Annotated in this window: 12 protein-coding genes and 1 pseudogene; 2 read left to right on the forward strand and 11 right to left on the reverse strand. The window is 70.6% G+C overall.

Features of this window, described 5'->3' with window-relative positions; all coding sequences use genetic code 11:
* Positions 1-11: 11 nt before the first annotated feature.
* The 7 genes from OG335_RS05565 to OG335_RS05595 form a co-directional block, all read right to left on the reverse strand.
* Positions 12-998: an ABC transporter ATP-binding protein gene (locus tag OG335_RS05565; protein ID WP_405009869.1), complete on the reverse strand. Its 987-nt coding sequence runs from the start codon at positions 996-998 to the stop codon at positions 12-14.
* A complete protein-coding gene (locus tag OG335_RS05570) occupies positions 995-2050 on the reverse strand; it encodes an ABC transporter permease subunit (RefSeq protein ID WP_405009870.1) in 1056 nt (351 codons plus the stop codon). The genes OG335_RS05565 and OG335_RS05570 overlap by 4 nt, the downstream gene beginning before the upstream one ends.
* A 2-nt stretch (positions 2051-2052) precedes the next feature.
* Positions 2053-3033: an ABC transporter permease gene (locus OG335_RS05575; RefSeq protein ID WP_405009871.1), complete on the reverse strand. Its 981-nt coding sequence runs from the start codon at positions 3031-3033 to the stop codon at positions 2053-2055.
* Positions 3030-4151, reverse strand: a complete 1122-nt coding sequence (locus OG335_RS05580; protein ID WP_405009872.1) for an ABC transporter ATP-binding protein — start codon at positions 4149-4151, stop codon at positions 3030-3032. Before OG335_RS05580 ends, OG335_RS05575 begins: the two co-directional genes overlap by 4 nt.
* A 110-nt stretch (positions 4152-4261) precedes the next feature.
* Entirely contained in the window at positions 4262-5959 is a 1698-nt protein-coding gene (locus OG335_RS05585) for an ABC transporter substrate-binding protein (RefSeq protein ID WP_405009873.1), read from the reverse strand.
* Positions 5960-6117: 158 nt separating this feature from the next.
* On the reverse strand, positions 6118-8043 hold the full coding sequence (locus OG335_RS05590; protein WP_405009874.1) for an RICIN domain-containing protein: 1926 nt from the start codon (positions 8041-8043) through the stop codon (positions 6118-6120).
* A 244-nt stretch (positions 8044-8287) separates the two neighbouring features.
* A complete protein-coding gene (locus OG335_RS05595; RefSeq protein WP_405009875.1) occupies positions 8288-10243 on the reverse strand; it encodes a discoidin domain-containing protein in 1956 nt (651 codons plus the stop codon).
* A gap of 256 nt (positions 10244-10499) precedes the next feature.
* Between OG335_RS05595 and OG335_RS05600 the strand changes: the two genes are divergently transcribed.
* Positions 10500-11495, forward strand: a complete 996-nt coding sequence (locus OG335_RS05600) for a LacI family DNA-binding transcriptional regulator (protein ID WP_405009876.1) — start codon at positions 10500-10502, stop codon at positions 11493-11495.
* Here OG335_RS05600 and OG335_RS05605 read toward each other — a convergent pair.
* Positions 11458-12375, reverse strand: a pseudogene (locus OG335_RS05605) (IS701 family transposase); the annotation flags it as partial. The gene OG335_RS05600 and the pseudogene OG335_RS05605 sit on opposite strands and share 38 nt — an antisense overlap.
* A 166-nt stretch (positions 12376-12541) precedes the next feature.
* On the opposite strand from OG335_RS05605, the gene OG335_RS05610 reads away from it, so the two are divergent.
* On the forward strand, positions 12542-12946 hold the full coding sequence (locus OG335_RS05610) for a type II toxin-antitoxin system PemK/MazF family toxin (protein ID WP_405009877.1): 405 nt from the start codon (positions 12542-12544) through the stop codon (positions 12944-12946).
* Positions 12947-13236: 290 nt separating this feature from the next.
* Here the strand turns inward: OG335_RS05610 and OG335_RS05615 are convergent, their stop codons facing one another.
* The 3 genes from OG335_RS05615 to OG335_RS05625 form a co-directional block, all read right to left on the reverse strand.
* On the reverse strand, positions 13237-14982 hold the full coding sequence (locus tag OG335_RS05615; RefSeq protein WP_405009878.1) for a glycoside hydrolase family 27 protein: 1746 nt from the start codon (positions 14980-14982) through the stop codon (positions 13237-13239).
* A gap of 169 nt (positions 14983-15151) precedes the next feature.
* Entirely contained in the window at positions 15152-15451 is a 300-nt protein-coding gene (locus OG335_RS05620; protein WP_405009879.1) for a hypothetical protein, read from the reverse strand.
* Positions 15452-15612: 161 nt separating this feature from the next.
* Positions 15613-15744: a hypothetical protein gene (locus OG335_RS05625; protein ID WP_405009880.1), complete on the reverse strand. Its 132-nt coding sequence runs from the start codon at positions 15742-15744 to the stop codon at positions 15613-15615.
* Positions 15745-15836 lie beyond the last annotated feature (92 nt).

Genomic DNA, 15836 nt, shown 5'->3' on the forward strand with positions numbered 1-15836 from the left:
GGGGGTGTGGTTCAGGCGGCGGGATGGAGATGGCAGGCGACGCTCCGCCCGGTGTGTCCGGCGGGCACGCGCAGGGCCGGGTCCGTGGTGCAGGCGTCCATCGCCCGGGGACACCGGGGGGCGAACGGGCAGCCGGGGGGCATGGCGCGCGGGTCCGGGGGCGAGCCGGGGATGCCGGTGAGTTCGCGGCGCGGTCCGTGCAGGGCGGGGAAGGAGTGCAGCAGGCCGTCGCTGTAGGGGTGGAGGGATTCGCGGTACAGGGCTCCGGCGGGGGCCTGCTCGACGATGCGGCCGCCGTACATGACGGCGATCCGGTCGGAGAACTCGACGAGCAGGGACAGGTCGTGGGTGATGAAGACGACGGAGAAGCCGAGTTCGTCCCGGAGCGCCACGAGCTGCCGGAGGATCTGACGCTGCATCACCACGTCGAGGGCGGTGGTGGGTTCGTCCATGATGACGACCCGGGGGCGCAGCGCGAGGGCCATGGCGATCATGACGCGCTGGCGCATGCCGCCGGAGAGCTGGTGCGGGTGGCTGTCGAGCCGGTCGGCGGCGATGCCGACCAGGCGCAGCAGGTCGCGGGCCCTGGCGAGGCGTCCGGCCCGGGTGGTGCCCGGTTCGTGGGCCCTGATGACGTCGGTGAGCTGCGCGGCGACGGTGTGGACGGGGTTGAGGGAGTTCATCGCGCCCTGGAAGACGATGGACGTCTGCGCCCAGCGGAAGGCCCGCAGTTCGTCCGGCGTCATCGTGAGGATGTCGGCCGGCGGGCCGTCCCCGGGGTGGTAGAGCACCTCTCCGCCGGTGATGACGCCCGGGGACGGGAGCAGGCGGGTGAGGCCGTAGGCGAGGGTGGACTTGCCGCTGCCGCTCTCCCCGGCGAGGCCGAGGACCTCGCCGGTGTGGAGGGTGAGGTCGACGTCGTGGACGGCGCGGACGGCGCCGGGTCCGTAGCCGTAGTCGACGTTCAGGCCCCTGATCTCCAGGACGGGCTTGCTCATCGGGCGGTGCCTTCCGTGGCGGGCTGGACGGGGGCGGGCTGGACGGGGGCGGGCTGGACGGGGGCGGGCTGGACGGGGGCGGGGTCGATCTGCGCCGGGAGGGGGGATGCGGTGTCCTCTTCGGGCGTCGGGGTCGCGCGCTGGGCGGCCGGCGGGGTCGCGCGGGGACCGGTGCGGACGACGGGGGTGAAGCCGGGGCGTATGCGGATGCGGCCGGCGGGGGTCCTCAGGTCGCGGCCGGCGGTGCGCAGCCGGGGGTTGACGATCTCGTCGATGCCGAAGTTGACGAGGGAGAGGGCGGTGCCGAGGAGGGCGATGGCGAGGCCGGCGGGGACGAACCACCACCAGGCGCCGAGGCCGAGGGCCTGCTGGGTCTGGGCCCAGTAGAGGATGACGCCCCAGTTCCAGGGGGACATGCCGGGGATGCCGATGAAGGCGAGGGAGATCTCCGTCATGACGGCGTACATCATGGTGCCGATGAAGGAGGAGGCGATGACGGCGGTGAGGTTGGGCAGGATCTCGAAGGTGACGATGCGCCAGGTGGACTCGCCGGTGGCCCTGGCGGCGGTCACGAAGTCGCGGTGGCGCAGGGAGAGTGCCTGGGCGCGCAGGACGCGGGCGCCCCAGGCCCAGGAGACGAGGCCGATGACGAGGGCGACGACCCAGTCGCCGGTCTGCGGGAGCACCGAGGCGATGATGATGATCATCGGGAGTGCGGGGATGACGAGGAAGACGTTGGAGAGGGCGGAGAGGCTCTCGCCGGCGGGGCCGGCGAGGTAGCCGGAGGTCACGCCGACCAGCACGGCGAGGGCGGTGGCGATCGCGCCGGCGAGGAGGCCGACCAGCATGATGCTGCGGGTGCCGACGAGGAGCTGGCTGAGGACGTCCTGCCCGAGGTGGGTGGTGCCCAGCCAGTGGCTGCCGGAGGGGCCCTGCAGCAGGTCCGCGCTGCGGGCGCCCGGGTCGTAGGGGGCGATCCACGGCCCGATGACCGCGACGAGGACGAAGAGGCCGAGGAGTGCGGCCCCTGTGCGGGTCTTGGCGTTGGCCACGGTCAGCCCTCCTTGCGGGTGCGCGGGTCGAGTGCCATGTAGGCGAGGTCGGCGAGGAGGTTGGCGGCCAGCACGGCGAGGGTGATGACGAGGAAGACGCCCTGCATGAGGGGGTAGTCCTTGACGCCGATGGCCTGCACCAGCTCCAGGCCGACGCCGGGGTAGGAGAAGACGACCTCGACGAGGAAGGTGCCGCCGACGACCAGGCCGAGGGCCATGCCGAAGCCGGAGACGCTGGGCAGCAGGGCGTTGCGGGCCGCGTAGGAGAGCATGACGCGGCGTCCGGAGAGGCCCTTGGCGTGGGCGACGGTGATGTAGTCCTCGGCGGTGACGGTGACCATCATGTTCCGCATGCCGAGGATCCAGCCCGCCACCGAGGAGACGAGGATCGTCGCCGCGGGGAGCAGCGAGTGCACCAGCGCGCTGGAGACGAACGCGCCGCTCCAGCCGGGGACGAGCCCGGGCTCGTAGCCGCCGGAGGACGGCAGGAAGCTGCCGCCGCCGGTGAGGAAGGCGATGGCGACCAGCGCCAGCCAGAAGTACGGGACCGACGCGAGGAAGGTGGTGGCGGGCAGCAGCCCGTCCGCCCAGGAGCCGCGCCGCCAGCCGGCGAACACCCCGAGCAGGGTGCCGCCGAGGAAGGCGAGCACGGTGGTGACGCCGACGAGGCCGACCGTCCACGGCAGGGTCTGCCCGATCACCTCGGAGACCGGTGTGGGGAACGCCTTGAAGGAGATGCCGAGGTCGCCGTGGGCGAGCTGGCCCCAGTAGGCCAGGTACTGCTCCCACAGGCCCTGGTGCTTGTCGAGGCCGAAGAGCACGGTCAGCGAGTGGACGGCCTGCGGGTCCAGCTGCCCCTGGAACTGGTTCATCAGGGACTGCACCGGATCGCCCGGGGTGAGGCGCGGGATGAAGAAGTTGACGGTGATGGCGGCCCAGGCGGTGAAGGCGTAGAAGCCGAGGCGCTGCAGGAGGTACTTCACGACGCCACCTCCGACGTGGCCGTGGGCGTGGGCGTGGCCGCGGCGACGGTGTCGGCATCGGCATCGGCATCGGCATCGGCGTCGTAGAGCCAGCAGGCCGTCCAGTGGCCGGGGGCGTCGGGGAGGTCGAAGCGCGGCGGCAGGTCGGTGCGGCACCGCTCCATGGCGGCGGGGCAGCGCGGGCTGAACCGGCAGCCGGCCGGCGGGGCGACCGGGCTGGGCGGCTCCCCCGTGTCGCCGTCGTCGCCGTCCGGGCCGTCGCCTGCGGCGGTGATGCGGTCGGGGTCGGGGGCGGAGGCGATGAGGAGCCGGGTGTAGGGGTGGGCGGGGTGCTGGGTGACGGTCTCGCTGTCGCCGCCCTCGACCATCCGTCCGGCGTACATCACGACCGTCTCGTCGGCGAAGTACCGGGCGGAGGCGATGTCGTGGGTGATGTAGAGGATCGCCAGGTCGAGGCGTTCCTTCAGGTCGCGGAGCAGGTTGAGGATGCCGAGGCGGATGGAGACGTCGAGCATCGAGACCGGCTCGTCGGCGAGGAGCACCTTCGGGTCGGCGGCGAGGGCGCGGGCGATGGCGACGCGCTGGCGCTGTCCGCCGGACAGCTCGTGCGGGTACTTGTCGAGGTACGCGTCGGCGGGTGTGAGGTGCACGCGGCCGAGGAGTTCGTCGAGGGCCTGCCGGAGGCCGTCCCGGCCCCGGCCGGCGCGGCCGTGGATGCGCAGGGCGCGGGTGAGGTGGTAGCGGATGGTGTGGACGGGGTTGAGCGAGCCGAACGGGTCCTGGAAGATCATCTGGACGTCGCGCGCGTAGGTGCGGAACGGCCGTCCGCCGCGGACGGTGGTGCTGACGCCGTGCAGGCGGATGTCGCCCGCAGTGCGCGGGTGCAGCTGTGCCAGCAGCCGGGCGACGGTGGACTTGCCGGAGCCGGACTCGCCGACGAGGGCGGTGACGGTGCCCCGGTGGAGCGTCAGGTCGACGTCGTCGACGGCGTGGACGGCCTGCGTGGTGCGCGAGAGGATCGCGCGGCCCCGGCGCGGGACAGGGAAGTGTTTGGTGAGGCCTCGGGCCTCCAGCACCACCTCGGGGGGAGGTGCCGTCGGGGTGTGGTTCGACGCCATGGACCGTGCTTTCCGTTCGGAGGAGGCGGTCCCGTCCCGGCGGGCCGCGGCGGGACGGGGCCGCGGCCCGCCGGGACGGGTGGTGTCGCGCGGGTGGGCCCGCGCGGGTGTCAGTGGTCGGCGGGCTTGAGGTGCAGGACGACGTCGAGGGCGGTCGTCTGGCTGGGCTGGATGGGCGCGTAGGGGTCGGCCGCGTCGGGCCAGCCGATCCAGTGCCTGGTGGAGTACTCGGCGCCGAGGTTGCCGGCGGAGGTGGGGATCATCGGGGTCTGCTCGGCGAAGACCTTCTGCAGGGTGTTCAGCGCGCCGGTGCGGGCGGCGTCGTCGGCGGCGTTGGCGTAGTCCTCCAGGGCCTTGGTGGCCTGGGGGCTGTCGAAGCGGCCGTAGTTACCGGTGGCGGCCCGGCCGATCGGCTTGAGCGCGGCGCCGTCCATGACGTCCTTGTAGAAGTCGTACGGGGTGGCGCCGCCGTTCGACCAGCGCATCGCGGCCTGGAAGTTGCCGGAGGCGATGTTGCTCTCCCAGGCGTTCTGGTCGGCCTTGTCGATGCTCGCCTTGATGCCGATCGCCTTGAGGTTGTCGGCGATGATGGTGAGGGCGGTCTGGTAGTCGCCCCAGCCGGCCGGGTCGGTCAGGGTGAGGGCGACGGGCTTGCCGGCCGGGTCGACGAGGTCGGTGCCGCGGTAGGTGAAGCCGCTGTCGGTGAGGAGCTTCTTCGCGGTGGCGGTGTCACCGGTGGCCTTCTTCCCCTTGTACTCGGGGGCGATGAAGGCGTCGCCGGCCGGGGTCGGGAGGCCGGTGATCGAGTCGACCATGGGCTTGAAGTAGCCGGCCTCGGCGAGGTTGAAGATGTCGTCGCGGTCGACGACCATCGACATGGCACGGCGCAGCACGGGGTTGTCGAACGGCTTGAGGGTGGTGTTGATCCACAGGCCGTCGGCGGAGAGGTTCGGCGGGAACCAGAGCTTGTGGTGTTCGGGGTCCTTGTCCTGGTAGAGCTTCCTGGCGTCGGGGAGGAAGGCGTACGTCCACTCCAGGGCGCCGCTGGCCAGGGCGGCGGTGACGGCGTCGTTGCCGCTGTAGGTGGTGTAGCGCAGCTCGGCCACCTTGGGCGCGTCCTGCCAGTAGCCCTCGCGGACGGTCAGGGTGACGGTCTGCGGGGTGAAGGACTTCAGCGTGTAGGGGCCGGTGCCGACGGGCTTGGCGACGGTGTCGGTGGTCGGGTCGGGGATCGTGGACCACAGGTGCTTGGGCACGACGAGGGTGCTCAGCACGGAGGCCTGGCGCACGAACTGGGAGCTCGTGAAGGTGATGACGGCCCGGTCGCCCTGGACGGTGGCGTCGGCGATGGGCAGGGCGCTGCCGTTGAGGGCCTTGTGGTCCTTCATCAGCTGGAAGGCGTAGGCGAGATCCGCAGCCGTCATCGGGGTGCCGTCGGAGAACTTCACCCCCGCGCGGGCGGTGAGGGTGAGCTTCTTGTAGTTGTCGGCCCACTCGATCTTCTCCGCCAGCCACGGCCTGGGGGTCTCGGCGGGCTTGACCTGGTTCCACATCGCGATGGGCTCGTAGACCATGTAGCGGTAGCCGAGCTGCGCCGCGGCCGAGGTCGGCAGCAGCGGGTTGTTGTTGTTCGTCATCGTGGCGCCCTGCGGCATGCCGATGTTGAGGACGGTCGAGGCGGGAGCCTTGGAAGACCCGGAGGATCCGCTGCCCGAGCTGCTGCAGGCCGTCAGGAGGCCCAGGGACAGCGCGGTGATCGTCGCTGTCGCCAGCACGCGGTGTCTTCTGGAGGGGGTCGGGTTGGGCATCGCATCTCCTCGGGGTTCCCGCCGGACGCGGGGTGGGTGCTGGCAGGTGGGACGGGTCGCTCGGGTGGTGCGGGTCGTTCGGGTGGTGCGGGTGGTGCGGCGGGCGCGGTGGCCGCCGGGGAGGACGGCCACCGCGCGGTCGCCGGGGTCAGCCGGGGTCAGCCGGCGGTGGCGAGGCGGAAGGTCTGGGCGGGGCCGCCGGTGCAGTCCCACTGCTGGAGGCGGGCGCCGTCGGCGGTGGACACGTCGGTCACGTCCAGGCACTTGCCGCTGTTGCGGTTGACCAGGGTGTAGGTGCCGTTGGACTGCTGGACGGGCTTGAACTGCTGGTTGGCGCCGCCGCCGTACTGCCAGGTCTGGATCTTCGCGCCGTTGGCGGTGGACACGTCGGTGACGTCGAGGGCCTGGGCGGTCGCGTTGCGGTTGGTGACGCGGTAGTAGCCGCCGTCGGTGGCGGTGAACCGCCACTGCTGGTTGGTGCCCGTCCCGCAGCTCCACTGCTGCACGGCGCTGCCGTTGGCGGTGCCGGCGTCGTCCACGCACTTGCCGGAGTTGGTGTTGGCGAGGGTGTACCAGGCGGCGGTGTCGATCGGGCCGCCGGTGGTGGGGCTGGAGGTCGGGGTGGGGCTCGGGCTGGTGTTGCCGGTGGGCGTGCCGGGCCAGGTGAACGTGGCGACCGCGCCGGCCGGCAGGTCGTAGGTCAGGGAGCGGCCGTTCTCGCTGAGGGAGAAGTGCTGGGTGGCGGAGGTGGCGTTGAGCACGACGTCGCCGCGCGAGCCGTCGGGGTTGAGGAACGCGACGTTCTGCAGGCCGCCGCTGCCCTGGCTGGTCGAGCCGATCCGGTGCGCACCCGGCTGGGTGAACTTCGCGATGTGGCCGAGCAGGTAGTACTCGGCGTTCCTGGTGTAGCCGCCGTTGGAGATCTCGACGACACCGTTGCAGTTGGTGGCGCAACCGCCGTACTGCGGGCCGCCGTTGGCGTCGAGGGCCATGTTCCACAGGACGACGCTCTGCCCGCCGGAGCGCAGGTTGCGGATGACGAGGTTCTCGGTCTGCCACTTGAGGGTGTCGGCGAAGGTGCCGGCCTTGTTCGCCGAGTCGGTGCCGGAGCACTCGGTGAACAGGACGGCCTTGCCGGTGTTCGCGACCTGCTGCTCGGCCTCCGGCTGTCCGCCGTAGCAGTGGAACGCGGCGCCCTTGAGGCGGCCGACGCCGCTCGCCTGGGAGAGCACGGTGAGCGGGAAGTTCGGGTGGTCCCAGTTGTGGTCGTAGGCGAAGAGGTTGGTCGGCAGACCGGCGGCGGTCAGCTTGGTGTCGAGGACCTTGACGAAGTCGGCCTGCTGGGTGGCGGTCATGCCCATCGAGGGGTAACTCGTCTGGAATTCCGGCTCGTTGGCGACGGTGAGGTCGGTGATCGGTGCGCCCGCGTTGCCGTAGGCCTGGATCGCCTTGACGAGGTAGTCGGCGAAGGCGCCGTAGTTCTCCGGCTTGAGGCTGCCGCCGTTGAGGGAGTTGCCGTCCTTCATCCAGGCGGGCGCGGACCACGGGGTGCCCATGATGCGGATGCCGGGGTTGATCGCGCGGGCCTGGGTGATCGCGGGCAGGATCTCCTGCTGGTCGCGGGCGATGCTGAACGAGCCCTTGGTGTCCTCGTAGGAGTAGAAGGGCAGCCGGGCGACGAAGTCGGAGGCGCCGAGCGGCTGGCGCAGGTAGTCCAGGCCGATGCCGCTACCGGTGTTGAACAGGTCGTTCATCAGGGTGGTGCGGGTGCCCGACGGCAGGCCGGCGATCAGGTGGGCGGCGGACTCGGTGAAGGAGGCGCCGAAGCCGACCAGCGGCTGCTGCACGTCGCCGGCGTTGACCGCGATGTCGGTGCCCTGCGGGCTGGTGGAGGAGAACGCGGCGTCACCGACCCGGGCGAGCTTGCTGGAGCCGTCCGCGGTGGTGATCCACACCTGGGCGGTGGTGTCGGCGGCCTGCGCGGTGCCGCCGACCACGGCCAGGCCGGTGCCGGCCAGAACGAGTGCGGCGGCTGCGGCGGCGATCCTGGTGCGGGTGGTGCCAGAGCGATGCGCTCCGTACATGGTGCAGCTCCTGACGGGGTGGGGGTGGGGGTGGGTGCCGGATCCGGGCAGGCCGGGACGGCCGGGCGGCGGATCGGCGGGCGGTGGATCGGCGGGCGACCGCTGGGGGCTGCCGCCTGCCGGGGGGTACGGGGCGGCGTGGTGCCGTGTGCCGCTTCGTCGCGCCCCTCGGCGTGGTGGGCCGAGGGGCGGGGAGGTCAGTGGGGGCGAGGGCAGTGGGGCGGGGGACAGCGGGGCGGGGAGGTCAGTGGGAGCGGTACAGCCGGATGTCGGCGAGGCTCCACCAGGCGCCGGCGGTGCCGGTGCCGGTCACGCGGAGGTAGCGGGCGCGGGTGCCGGGCACGGCGACGGTGGTGAGCTGTCCGGCGCCGGTGCCGCTGCGCAGGTCGCGCCAGGTGGTGCCGTCGTCGCTGGCCGAGAGCTGCCAGCCGCGGGCGTAGTCGCCGAGGTTGTCGCCGCTGTCGAGTGCGACCTCGTCGAAGCGGGTGGTGCGGCCGAGGTCGACCTGCAGGTACTGGCCGGGCTGCTGGGCCGCGCCGCTGGACCAGCGGGTGGAGGCGTCGGCGTCGACGGCGAGGGCGGCGGTGCCGTCGCCGGCGGGCTGCGCGGTGGCCTTGGCGCCGGTGAGCGGGATCTCGCGCTTCGGGGTTTTCGGGCTGCCGGACTTCGGCCAGGTGAAGGTGGCCAGGGCGCCGCCGGGCAGGGTGTACTCGAAGGTCTGCTCGCCGACGGCGACGGCGAAGGTGCGGGGGGCGTCGTTCTCGTTGTGGACGACGAGGGCGGTGGAGCCGTCGGGGTTGCGGAAGGCGACGTCGGTGATCTGCCCGTTCCAGCCGGTGGTGCCGAAGTTCGTACTGGCGATGCGGACGGCCCCGGGCTTCACGAACTTCGAGAGGTGGCCGATGGTGAAGTACTCGGCGTCGGTGGAGACGGTGCCGTCCGCGCCGACGGTGAGCAGGCCGGTGCAGGTGTCGCAACCGCCGTTGTGGGGGCCGCCGGTGGCGTCGAGCGCGATGTTCCAGTTGGCGACGGACTTCGCCCAGTTGCGGGTGGTGCCCACCGTGATGGTGCGGGCGTGCCAGGTCAGGGTGCCGCGGAAGACCTGCTCGGGGGTGTCGGTGGCGCCGTGGGAGCCGGAGCACTCGGTGAACCAGACGCCCTTGTCGGGGTGCGCGTCGTGCAGGGCGCTCTGCGCGGACGGGTCGCCGGAGTAGCAGTGGTAGGCGGTGCCGGCGACCCACTTCGCGGCGTCGCTCTCCAGGATCTCGTACGGGTAGTCGGTCTGCGGGTCCTCGCCCGGCGGGGTGGTCCCGACGTCGCCGGGGTGGGTGGACCAGTTGTGGTCGTAGGCGAGGATCCTGGTGCGGGGGCTGGCCTTCTTCAGCATCGGGCCGAGGGCCGCGATGACCTCGGCCTCCTGCCCGGCCGGCAGGTCGGTGCCGGGGTAGCCGCCGGGCTTGCGGTTCTGTGGCTCGTTCTGCACCGTCAGGTAGTCGATCGGCACGCCGGCCGCCGCGTAGGCCTGGACGAACTTCACCAGGTAGCGGGCGTAGGCCCGGTAGACGGCGGGGTCGTCCTTGAGGCGGCCGCCGATCAGGGAGTCGCCGGTCTTCATCCAGGCGGGCGGACTCCACGGGGTGGCCATGACGGTGAGCTGCGGGTTGAGCTGCCGGGCCTGGCGCAGCAGCGGGAGGACCACCTGCTCGTCGTGGGCGATGGAGAAGTGTCCGAGCCCGAAGTCGCTCTGCCCGGCCGGCATGTCGTCGTAGGTGTAGTGCTCGGCCTCGGCGGTGAAGTCGGAGGAGCCGACGGGCTGACGCAGGAAGCTGACGCCGATGCCCTGCCGGGGGTCGAAGAGCTTGCGCATGGCGTCGTCGCGGGCCTTGGCTGGCAGGGCGGCGAGCACGGCGGCGGAGGAGTCGGTGAGCGCGGCGCCGAAGCCGTCCATGCTCTGGAAGGCCTGGTTCGGGTCGATCGTGATGGTGGTCTGCGTGGAGGAGCCGTCGTGGAAGGCCACCGGCTCGCGCCGGTGCAGGAGTTCGGCGCGGTCGGGGGTGGTGACCCACACGTCGGCACGGGGGGCGCCCTGGTGTCCGGCTCCGTGGCCGGGTGCCGCGGCGGCCGTGTGGACGGCGGTGGTGCAGGCGAGGCTCAGGGCGAGGGCGGAGGCTGTCGCCGCGCCGAGGGCACGTCTGTTCATGGCTTCCTCGAAGATGGAGTGCCGATGGGAGTGGCCGCGGGGAGGAGCGGTCGGCCGGGAGGCGAGGCCGGGACGACACCTCGATGAAACAAAATGTAACAAGTTCATGGAATTCTCTCGGTGGGTCATAGGAAACGGCCCTGTTGCCGTAGTGTCAAGCCTTAGAACGTCTGAATTACACGGATGTTGCTGCGCAGCAGCTCATCCGCTCTGAAACAAAAGGATGAAACAAATGGGTAGACCGAGGTCATCGAAGGTGACGGTGCGGGATATCGCCACCGCGGCCGGTGTCTCCATCGCGACCGTTTCCCGGGTGATCAACGGCCAGGTGACCGTGGCCTCGGAGACCCGCGAGGCGGTCGAGGGGGCGATGGCACGCCTCGGCGCCCCCCAGGCCCGGCCCCGCTCCGGGCGGCCGGGGCGCGACGTGCTCGTCCGCTGCCCCTACCTGCTGACCGACTACTTCGGGTTCATCGTCTCCGCGGTCGCCGAGACCCTGGAGCTGCACGGCCGACAGGTGATCCTCAACGCGGGGGACGCCGTGCGGGACGTCGAGGTGCTCGCCGGACTGCCCGACCGGGCCCAGCTGGGCGGCGCGATCCTGATCCTCCCGCCGGAACCGGCCCGCGAGCTCCAGGCGCTCCGGCGCCGGGACTTCCCCTTCGTGGTGATCGACCCCCGCACCCCCCTGCCCCGCGACACCGCCGCCGTGTCCGCCGCGCACTTCTCCGGCGCCCGCAGCGTCACCGCCCACCTGGTCTCGCTGGGGCACCGGCGCATCGGGATGATCGGCGGCCCCGACGACTGGCTCGCCAGCCAGGCCCGCACGGCCGGACACGCCTCCGCCCTCTCCGAGGTCGGCGTGCTGCCCTCCCCCGAGCTCTACCGCAGCATCGAACCGACCTCCGACTGGGGCCACAGCTCCGCCGCCGAACTCCTCGACCTGCCCGAACCGCCCACCGCACTGGTGACCTTCAACGACAAGGCCGCCGTCGGCGCCCTGCGCGCCGCCTACGAGCGGGGCCTGCGCGTGCCGGAGGACCTGTCGATCGCCGGCTTCGACGACGTCTACCTCAGCAGCAGCACCGTGCCCATGCTCACCACCGTCCGCCAGCCCCTCGGAGAGCTCGGCCGGATGGCCGTCAGCCTCCTGATGCGCCTGATGGACGGCCACGCGGTCGAAACCCTGCACGTCGAACTCGCCACCGAACTCATCGTCCGCGGCTCGACCGGCCCCGCACCCGCCAGGTGACCCACCGGGCCGGGGGTGAGCAGCAGCGGTAGTAGGTGAGTTCGCCGGTGGTGCAGTTGCGGCGGATCAGCAGACGGCGGCTGCCGGGGGCGGGGTCGGGCAGACCGATGGCGGCCCAGTCGTAGAAGCGGTGCCCCTTGGCTCCGGCTCCGGCGGACAGCTTCTGCCATGCCCGCCTGGGCAGCTTCCTGGCCAGGGTGTCCGCGCGGAACTTCCCGGCCTGGGTGGTGACTTGGTGGGAGCAGGCGACGGTGAGCACGTAGCCGGTGCCGCGCTCCTCCAGCGCGGTGCGCAGTTTCGGGTTGCCGCCGTAGACCTCGTCGCCCGTGACCCACGGCGCGTGGTGGCCGGCGTCCAGGACCGGGTGATCATGCGGGTGGCCAGTTCCGGCTTGGTCGCGAACGCGGTGTCCTGGTCGGGTCCGGCGTCCCGGCAGCGGTCGGGGTCGGGGTCGGGGTCGGAGGCACAGGAGCGCGGGACGTACAGTTCTCGGTCCACTGCGGCGTGCCCGCGCCGGCCCGTGTAGACCAGGTAGACGGCGACCTGGGCATTCTCGCTCCTGCCCGCGGTGCCGATGTACTGGCGTTGGACACCGACCGCGCCGGTGCCCTTCTTCAGGTCCCCGGTCTCGTCGACCACCAGCACCGCCTGCTCGTCGTGCAGGTACTCCACCACGTACTCGCGCAGGTCGTCGCGTACCTGGTCGGCGTCCCACTTGGCCCGCCCCAGCAGGTGCTGCATGCCGTCCGGCGTGGCCTCCCCGGCCCGTTCGGCGATGGTCCAGCAGTTCTCGCGCGGCAGGTCCGACAGCAGCCCGCGTCAACTGGATTGCGCGGCGCCGGGGTTCGACCCGCATGAACCGTCCCGCTATCCGGCTCATCAGGCCCTCGAACGCCTCCTGCCAACGGGTAGGGTCTACGCTGTGACCTGCGGCCACTGCGTGATCTTCAGTCTTCACACACCGATGATCAACGGTGGCCGCACCCGTCTCCACAGTGCGTCAGGGTTGTGCAGCGTCCGCCTGCCGTCCTGCGTCAGGAGGACATGTGCAACGTGGTGAAGTCTGGTGGGTCGAGTTCGACGAGCGGCGGCTGGTCGTACTGCTCTCAGGAGACGACGCCTCCGGGTTCCGGGTGGTGCAGGTCGTTGCTCCAGCGGGCGTCGACATCAGCGGTCTGGGCGTCGAAGTGGAAGTGGGCGCCGTGGAGGGGCTGCCCTTTGAAGGCGTGCTGCGGTTCGCGTTCCCGCATCCGGGTTTTACCCCTTGCACGTGGCTGACCACCGTGTCCGGGGACGACCTGATCGAGCGGGCGGGGGCCCTGTCCTCCGCGAAGCTCGGCGAGATTGAGGATGCCCTCCGTCTCGTTGGACAGACGAAGGAGCGGACCCCGGTGACGACCGCGAAGCTCAGCGAGATAAGGGACGCCCTCCGTCTCGGTGAACTCGGGTAGACGGAGAAGGAACGGACGCCGCCGATGGCGTGGCCGGTCTCGCCCAGATGATCGACGCTGGCCACCTGTCTCCTCTACCCCCTCACCATCGAGATCACGAACTACGGCTGGAGTACTTACTCCAGTGAGAGTTCTCCATTTGCCCTGGTCAACGGCCTGGTGGCGGGGAGTGTAGCGGGACTTGAGCCCGTCCAGCTCTGCCTTCATCTGAACGGGCTGTTCGCACGGACCAGAAGTCGGTCCGTGCGAACAGCCCGTTCAATCAGGAACGATGGTCACGACCCGGTGCGTCAGGCCACCGTGACGCCGGACCCGAGGGTCCACTTCTGGTTGGCGCCGCCGTTGCAGTTCCACAGCTCCAGGCCGGCGCCGTTGGGGTTGGTGGCCCCGGTGACGTCGAGGCAGAGCCCGGACTGGACGCCGGTGATCGTGCCGTTGGAGTTGACGTTCCACTGCTGGTTGGCGCCGCCGTTGCAGTCGAAGATCTCGACGTGCGTACCGGCGGTGGTGGCGCCGCCGTGGGCGTCGAAGCACTTGCCCAGCACCTTCAGCGTCTTGGCCGAGGAGCTGTAGGTGATCTTCTGGTTGCCGCCGCCGTTGCAGTCCCACACGTCCAGCTGGGTTCCGTTCACCAGGGTGCTGTTCGGGTCGTCGGCACAGCGGCCGGAGAGGCCGCTGGTCAGGGTGCCGCCGACCGGGGTCGAGGTGCCGGACGGGGTGACCTTGAACAACGCGGACTCGTGCGGGGCCAGACTCCGGCTGACGGAGTTGGTGAGGGTCTCGTTCGACTTGGCCCACAGGTTGCGCACCGTGGCGGAACCGGTGAACCCGAGGTCGGAGAAGTTGGCCGTCACCGTCTCGTTGCCGGCCCGGTCGGAGCGGTTGAACAACGCCACCGTGTAGCTGCCGTCCGGGTTCTTCTGCTTCGTGGCCCAGACCTGCAGATCGTTGTTGTTCGAGATCCGGCTGGCCACCACGGAGTCGGTCTGGTTGACGTTGGTCACCTCCGCGTTCTTCAGCATGTTGAGGTCGCCGGCGTCCAGGTTGGTCAGGTCGCTCCCCAGCATCATCACCGACCGCGTGATCGCCCAGAGCGTGATCACGCTCTGCCGCTCGTTCACGGTCAGACCGTTGTGGTCACCGTTGCCGACCTCGACCGAGTCCGGGTCGTTCCAGCCGCCCGGACCGGCGTACTGCCCCCACTGAGCCAGGTTCTCCCAACGCGGCCCGACGTTGCTCCAGTTGGTGAGGGTCGAGCAGTAGCACTCGATGTCGCCCCCCGTCCGCCAGCTGTTGGAGTACTGCTGCCAGGTCTTGATGTTGTTGATGTCCAGGGTGTTCGACAGGCCGTAGTGGATGGTGCGGCCGGTCTGGTTCAGCGCCTTCGACCAGGCGATGACGTCGTCCTGGTCGCTGGTGTGCACGCCGTCGATCTTGATGTAGTCGACCCCGTAGGAGGCGAACAGGTTCGCCCAGGAGTTCACGAACGCCTGTGCCGCGGTGGGGTTCTTCTTGTAGTCGATGAAGTACATGACATTGCCCCACCCCCCGTAGTTCGACTCGAAGGTCGTCGTGCTGGAGACGATGTCCCGTGCGTGGTACGAGGTGCCCTCGATCGGGGTGTTCTGGTCGTACGCCGCCTTCGAGATGCCCGGCGTCACGTACATGCCGAACTTCTCACCCAGGCCGTGGATGAAGTCGCCCAGGTTCTTCATGCCGTTCGGGAACTTGGCGGCGTCGACGACCCAGCGACCGTACTGATCGACGGTGGTGCCGGGGTTCTTGATGTAGTAGTCGTCGATGTTGATGTACTTGTAACCCGCAGCCAGCAGACCCGAGTCGTGCATCGCCTGGGCCTGGGCCTTGATGACAGCCTCGGTCGGGTTGTACCTGATCGAGCTCCAGCTGCTCCACCCCATCGGCGGCGTCCGCGACGCACCGTTTTCCTGGGCCTGTGCGGGCGTCGAGCCCGTCAGGGGGGATATGAACAGCGACGACGCCAGGGCGACCGTCGCGACGAGGGCGCGCTTGTACATGACTCTCCTTCGAGTCGATTCACTCCATGTCGGGAGTTTCAGACTGTGCTGTATTGAGCCCTAGTGTTCGATCAGGTGTCAATACATCCGTCAAAGTAGACACGATCAAACAGATTCACTCAGCCCTGGGCTGGCGCGGCGGCTGTAGTTCGTTGATCGGTGGGTCTGGTCACGTGGTTGCCGTGGTGGTGATGTCGTTCCAGCGGCGGTGGGCTCGGGCGGCCCGGTGCCGGTGGTGGCGGCGCCGGGCGGACCAGTGCAGGACGTGGTCGCGGTCGCGTCGCGGGCGGGGCCGGGCGGTGATCCGGAGCAACCGCAGGACCTCGCGGACGCCGGGCGGGATGAGCCGGTGGCCCGAGGGTGCCGCGGTGGTGCGGGCGCGCGTGACGGCGAGGACGGTGGTGGCGAGCATGCTGATCAGGGTCCAGCGCATCCAGGATTTCCAGCAGGTGGTCCGGCCCTGGTCCAAGCCGGCAACTCCTTTGGCGAGCTGGAAGTCCTCCTTGACCTCGCTGTTTCGGTTGGTGCCGGCCGAGCCGGGGTGATCCCTGCGTCGGAGGCCGCGGGGCTGTCGTCGGGTATGGGGCATGCCGGGGTCCGGCGCTGGGGCCGGGTGCTCCTGGGTCCGCCTCACTCCTGGACGTGCTCGCCGAGGAGGGACTCCTCCACAGGTTGGTTCACCGAGATCCACGAACCCGAGACCGAAGCCTTCGGCGGCCAGGAGGCCATGGAGATCGCCCACCACCTACCCTTCCACGCCAACCGCGCCAGGCTGCCACTAAGGCACCAATTCGCCTTGGCTGCAAGGGCGTTGGATGCCGTCTTCCACTCCGACGAGGGACTCCAGCCCTCGG

It is taken from the genome of Kitasatospora sp. NBC_01539 (assembly GCF_045040525.1).
GTDB lineage: Bacteria > Actinomycetota > Actinomycetes > Streptomycetales > Streptomycetaceae > Kitasatospora.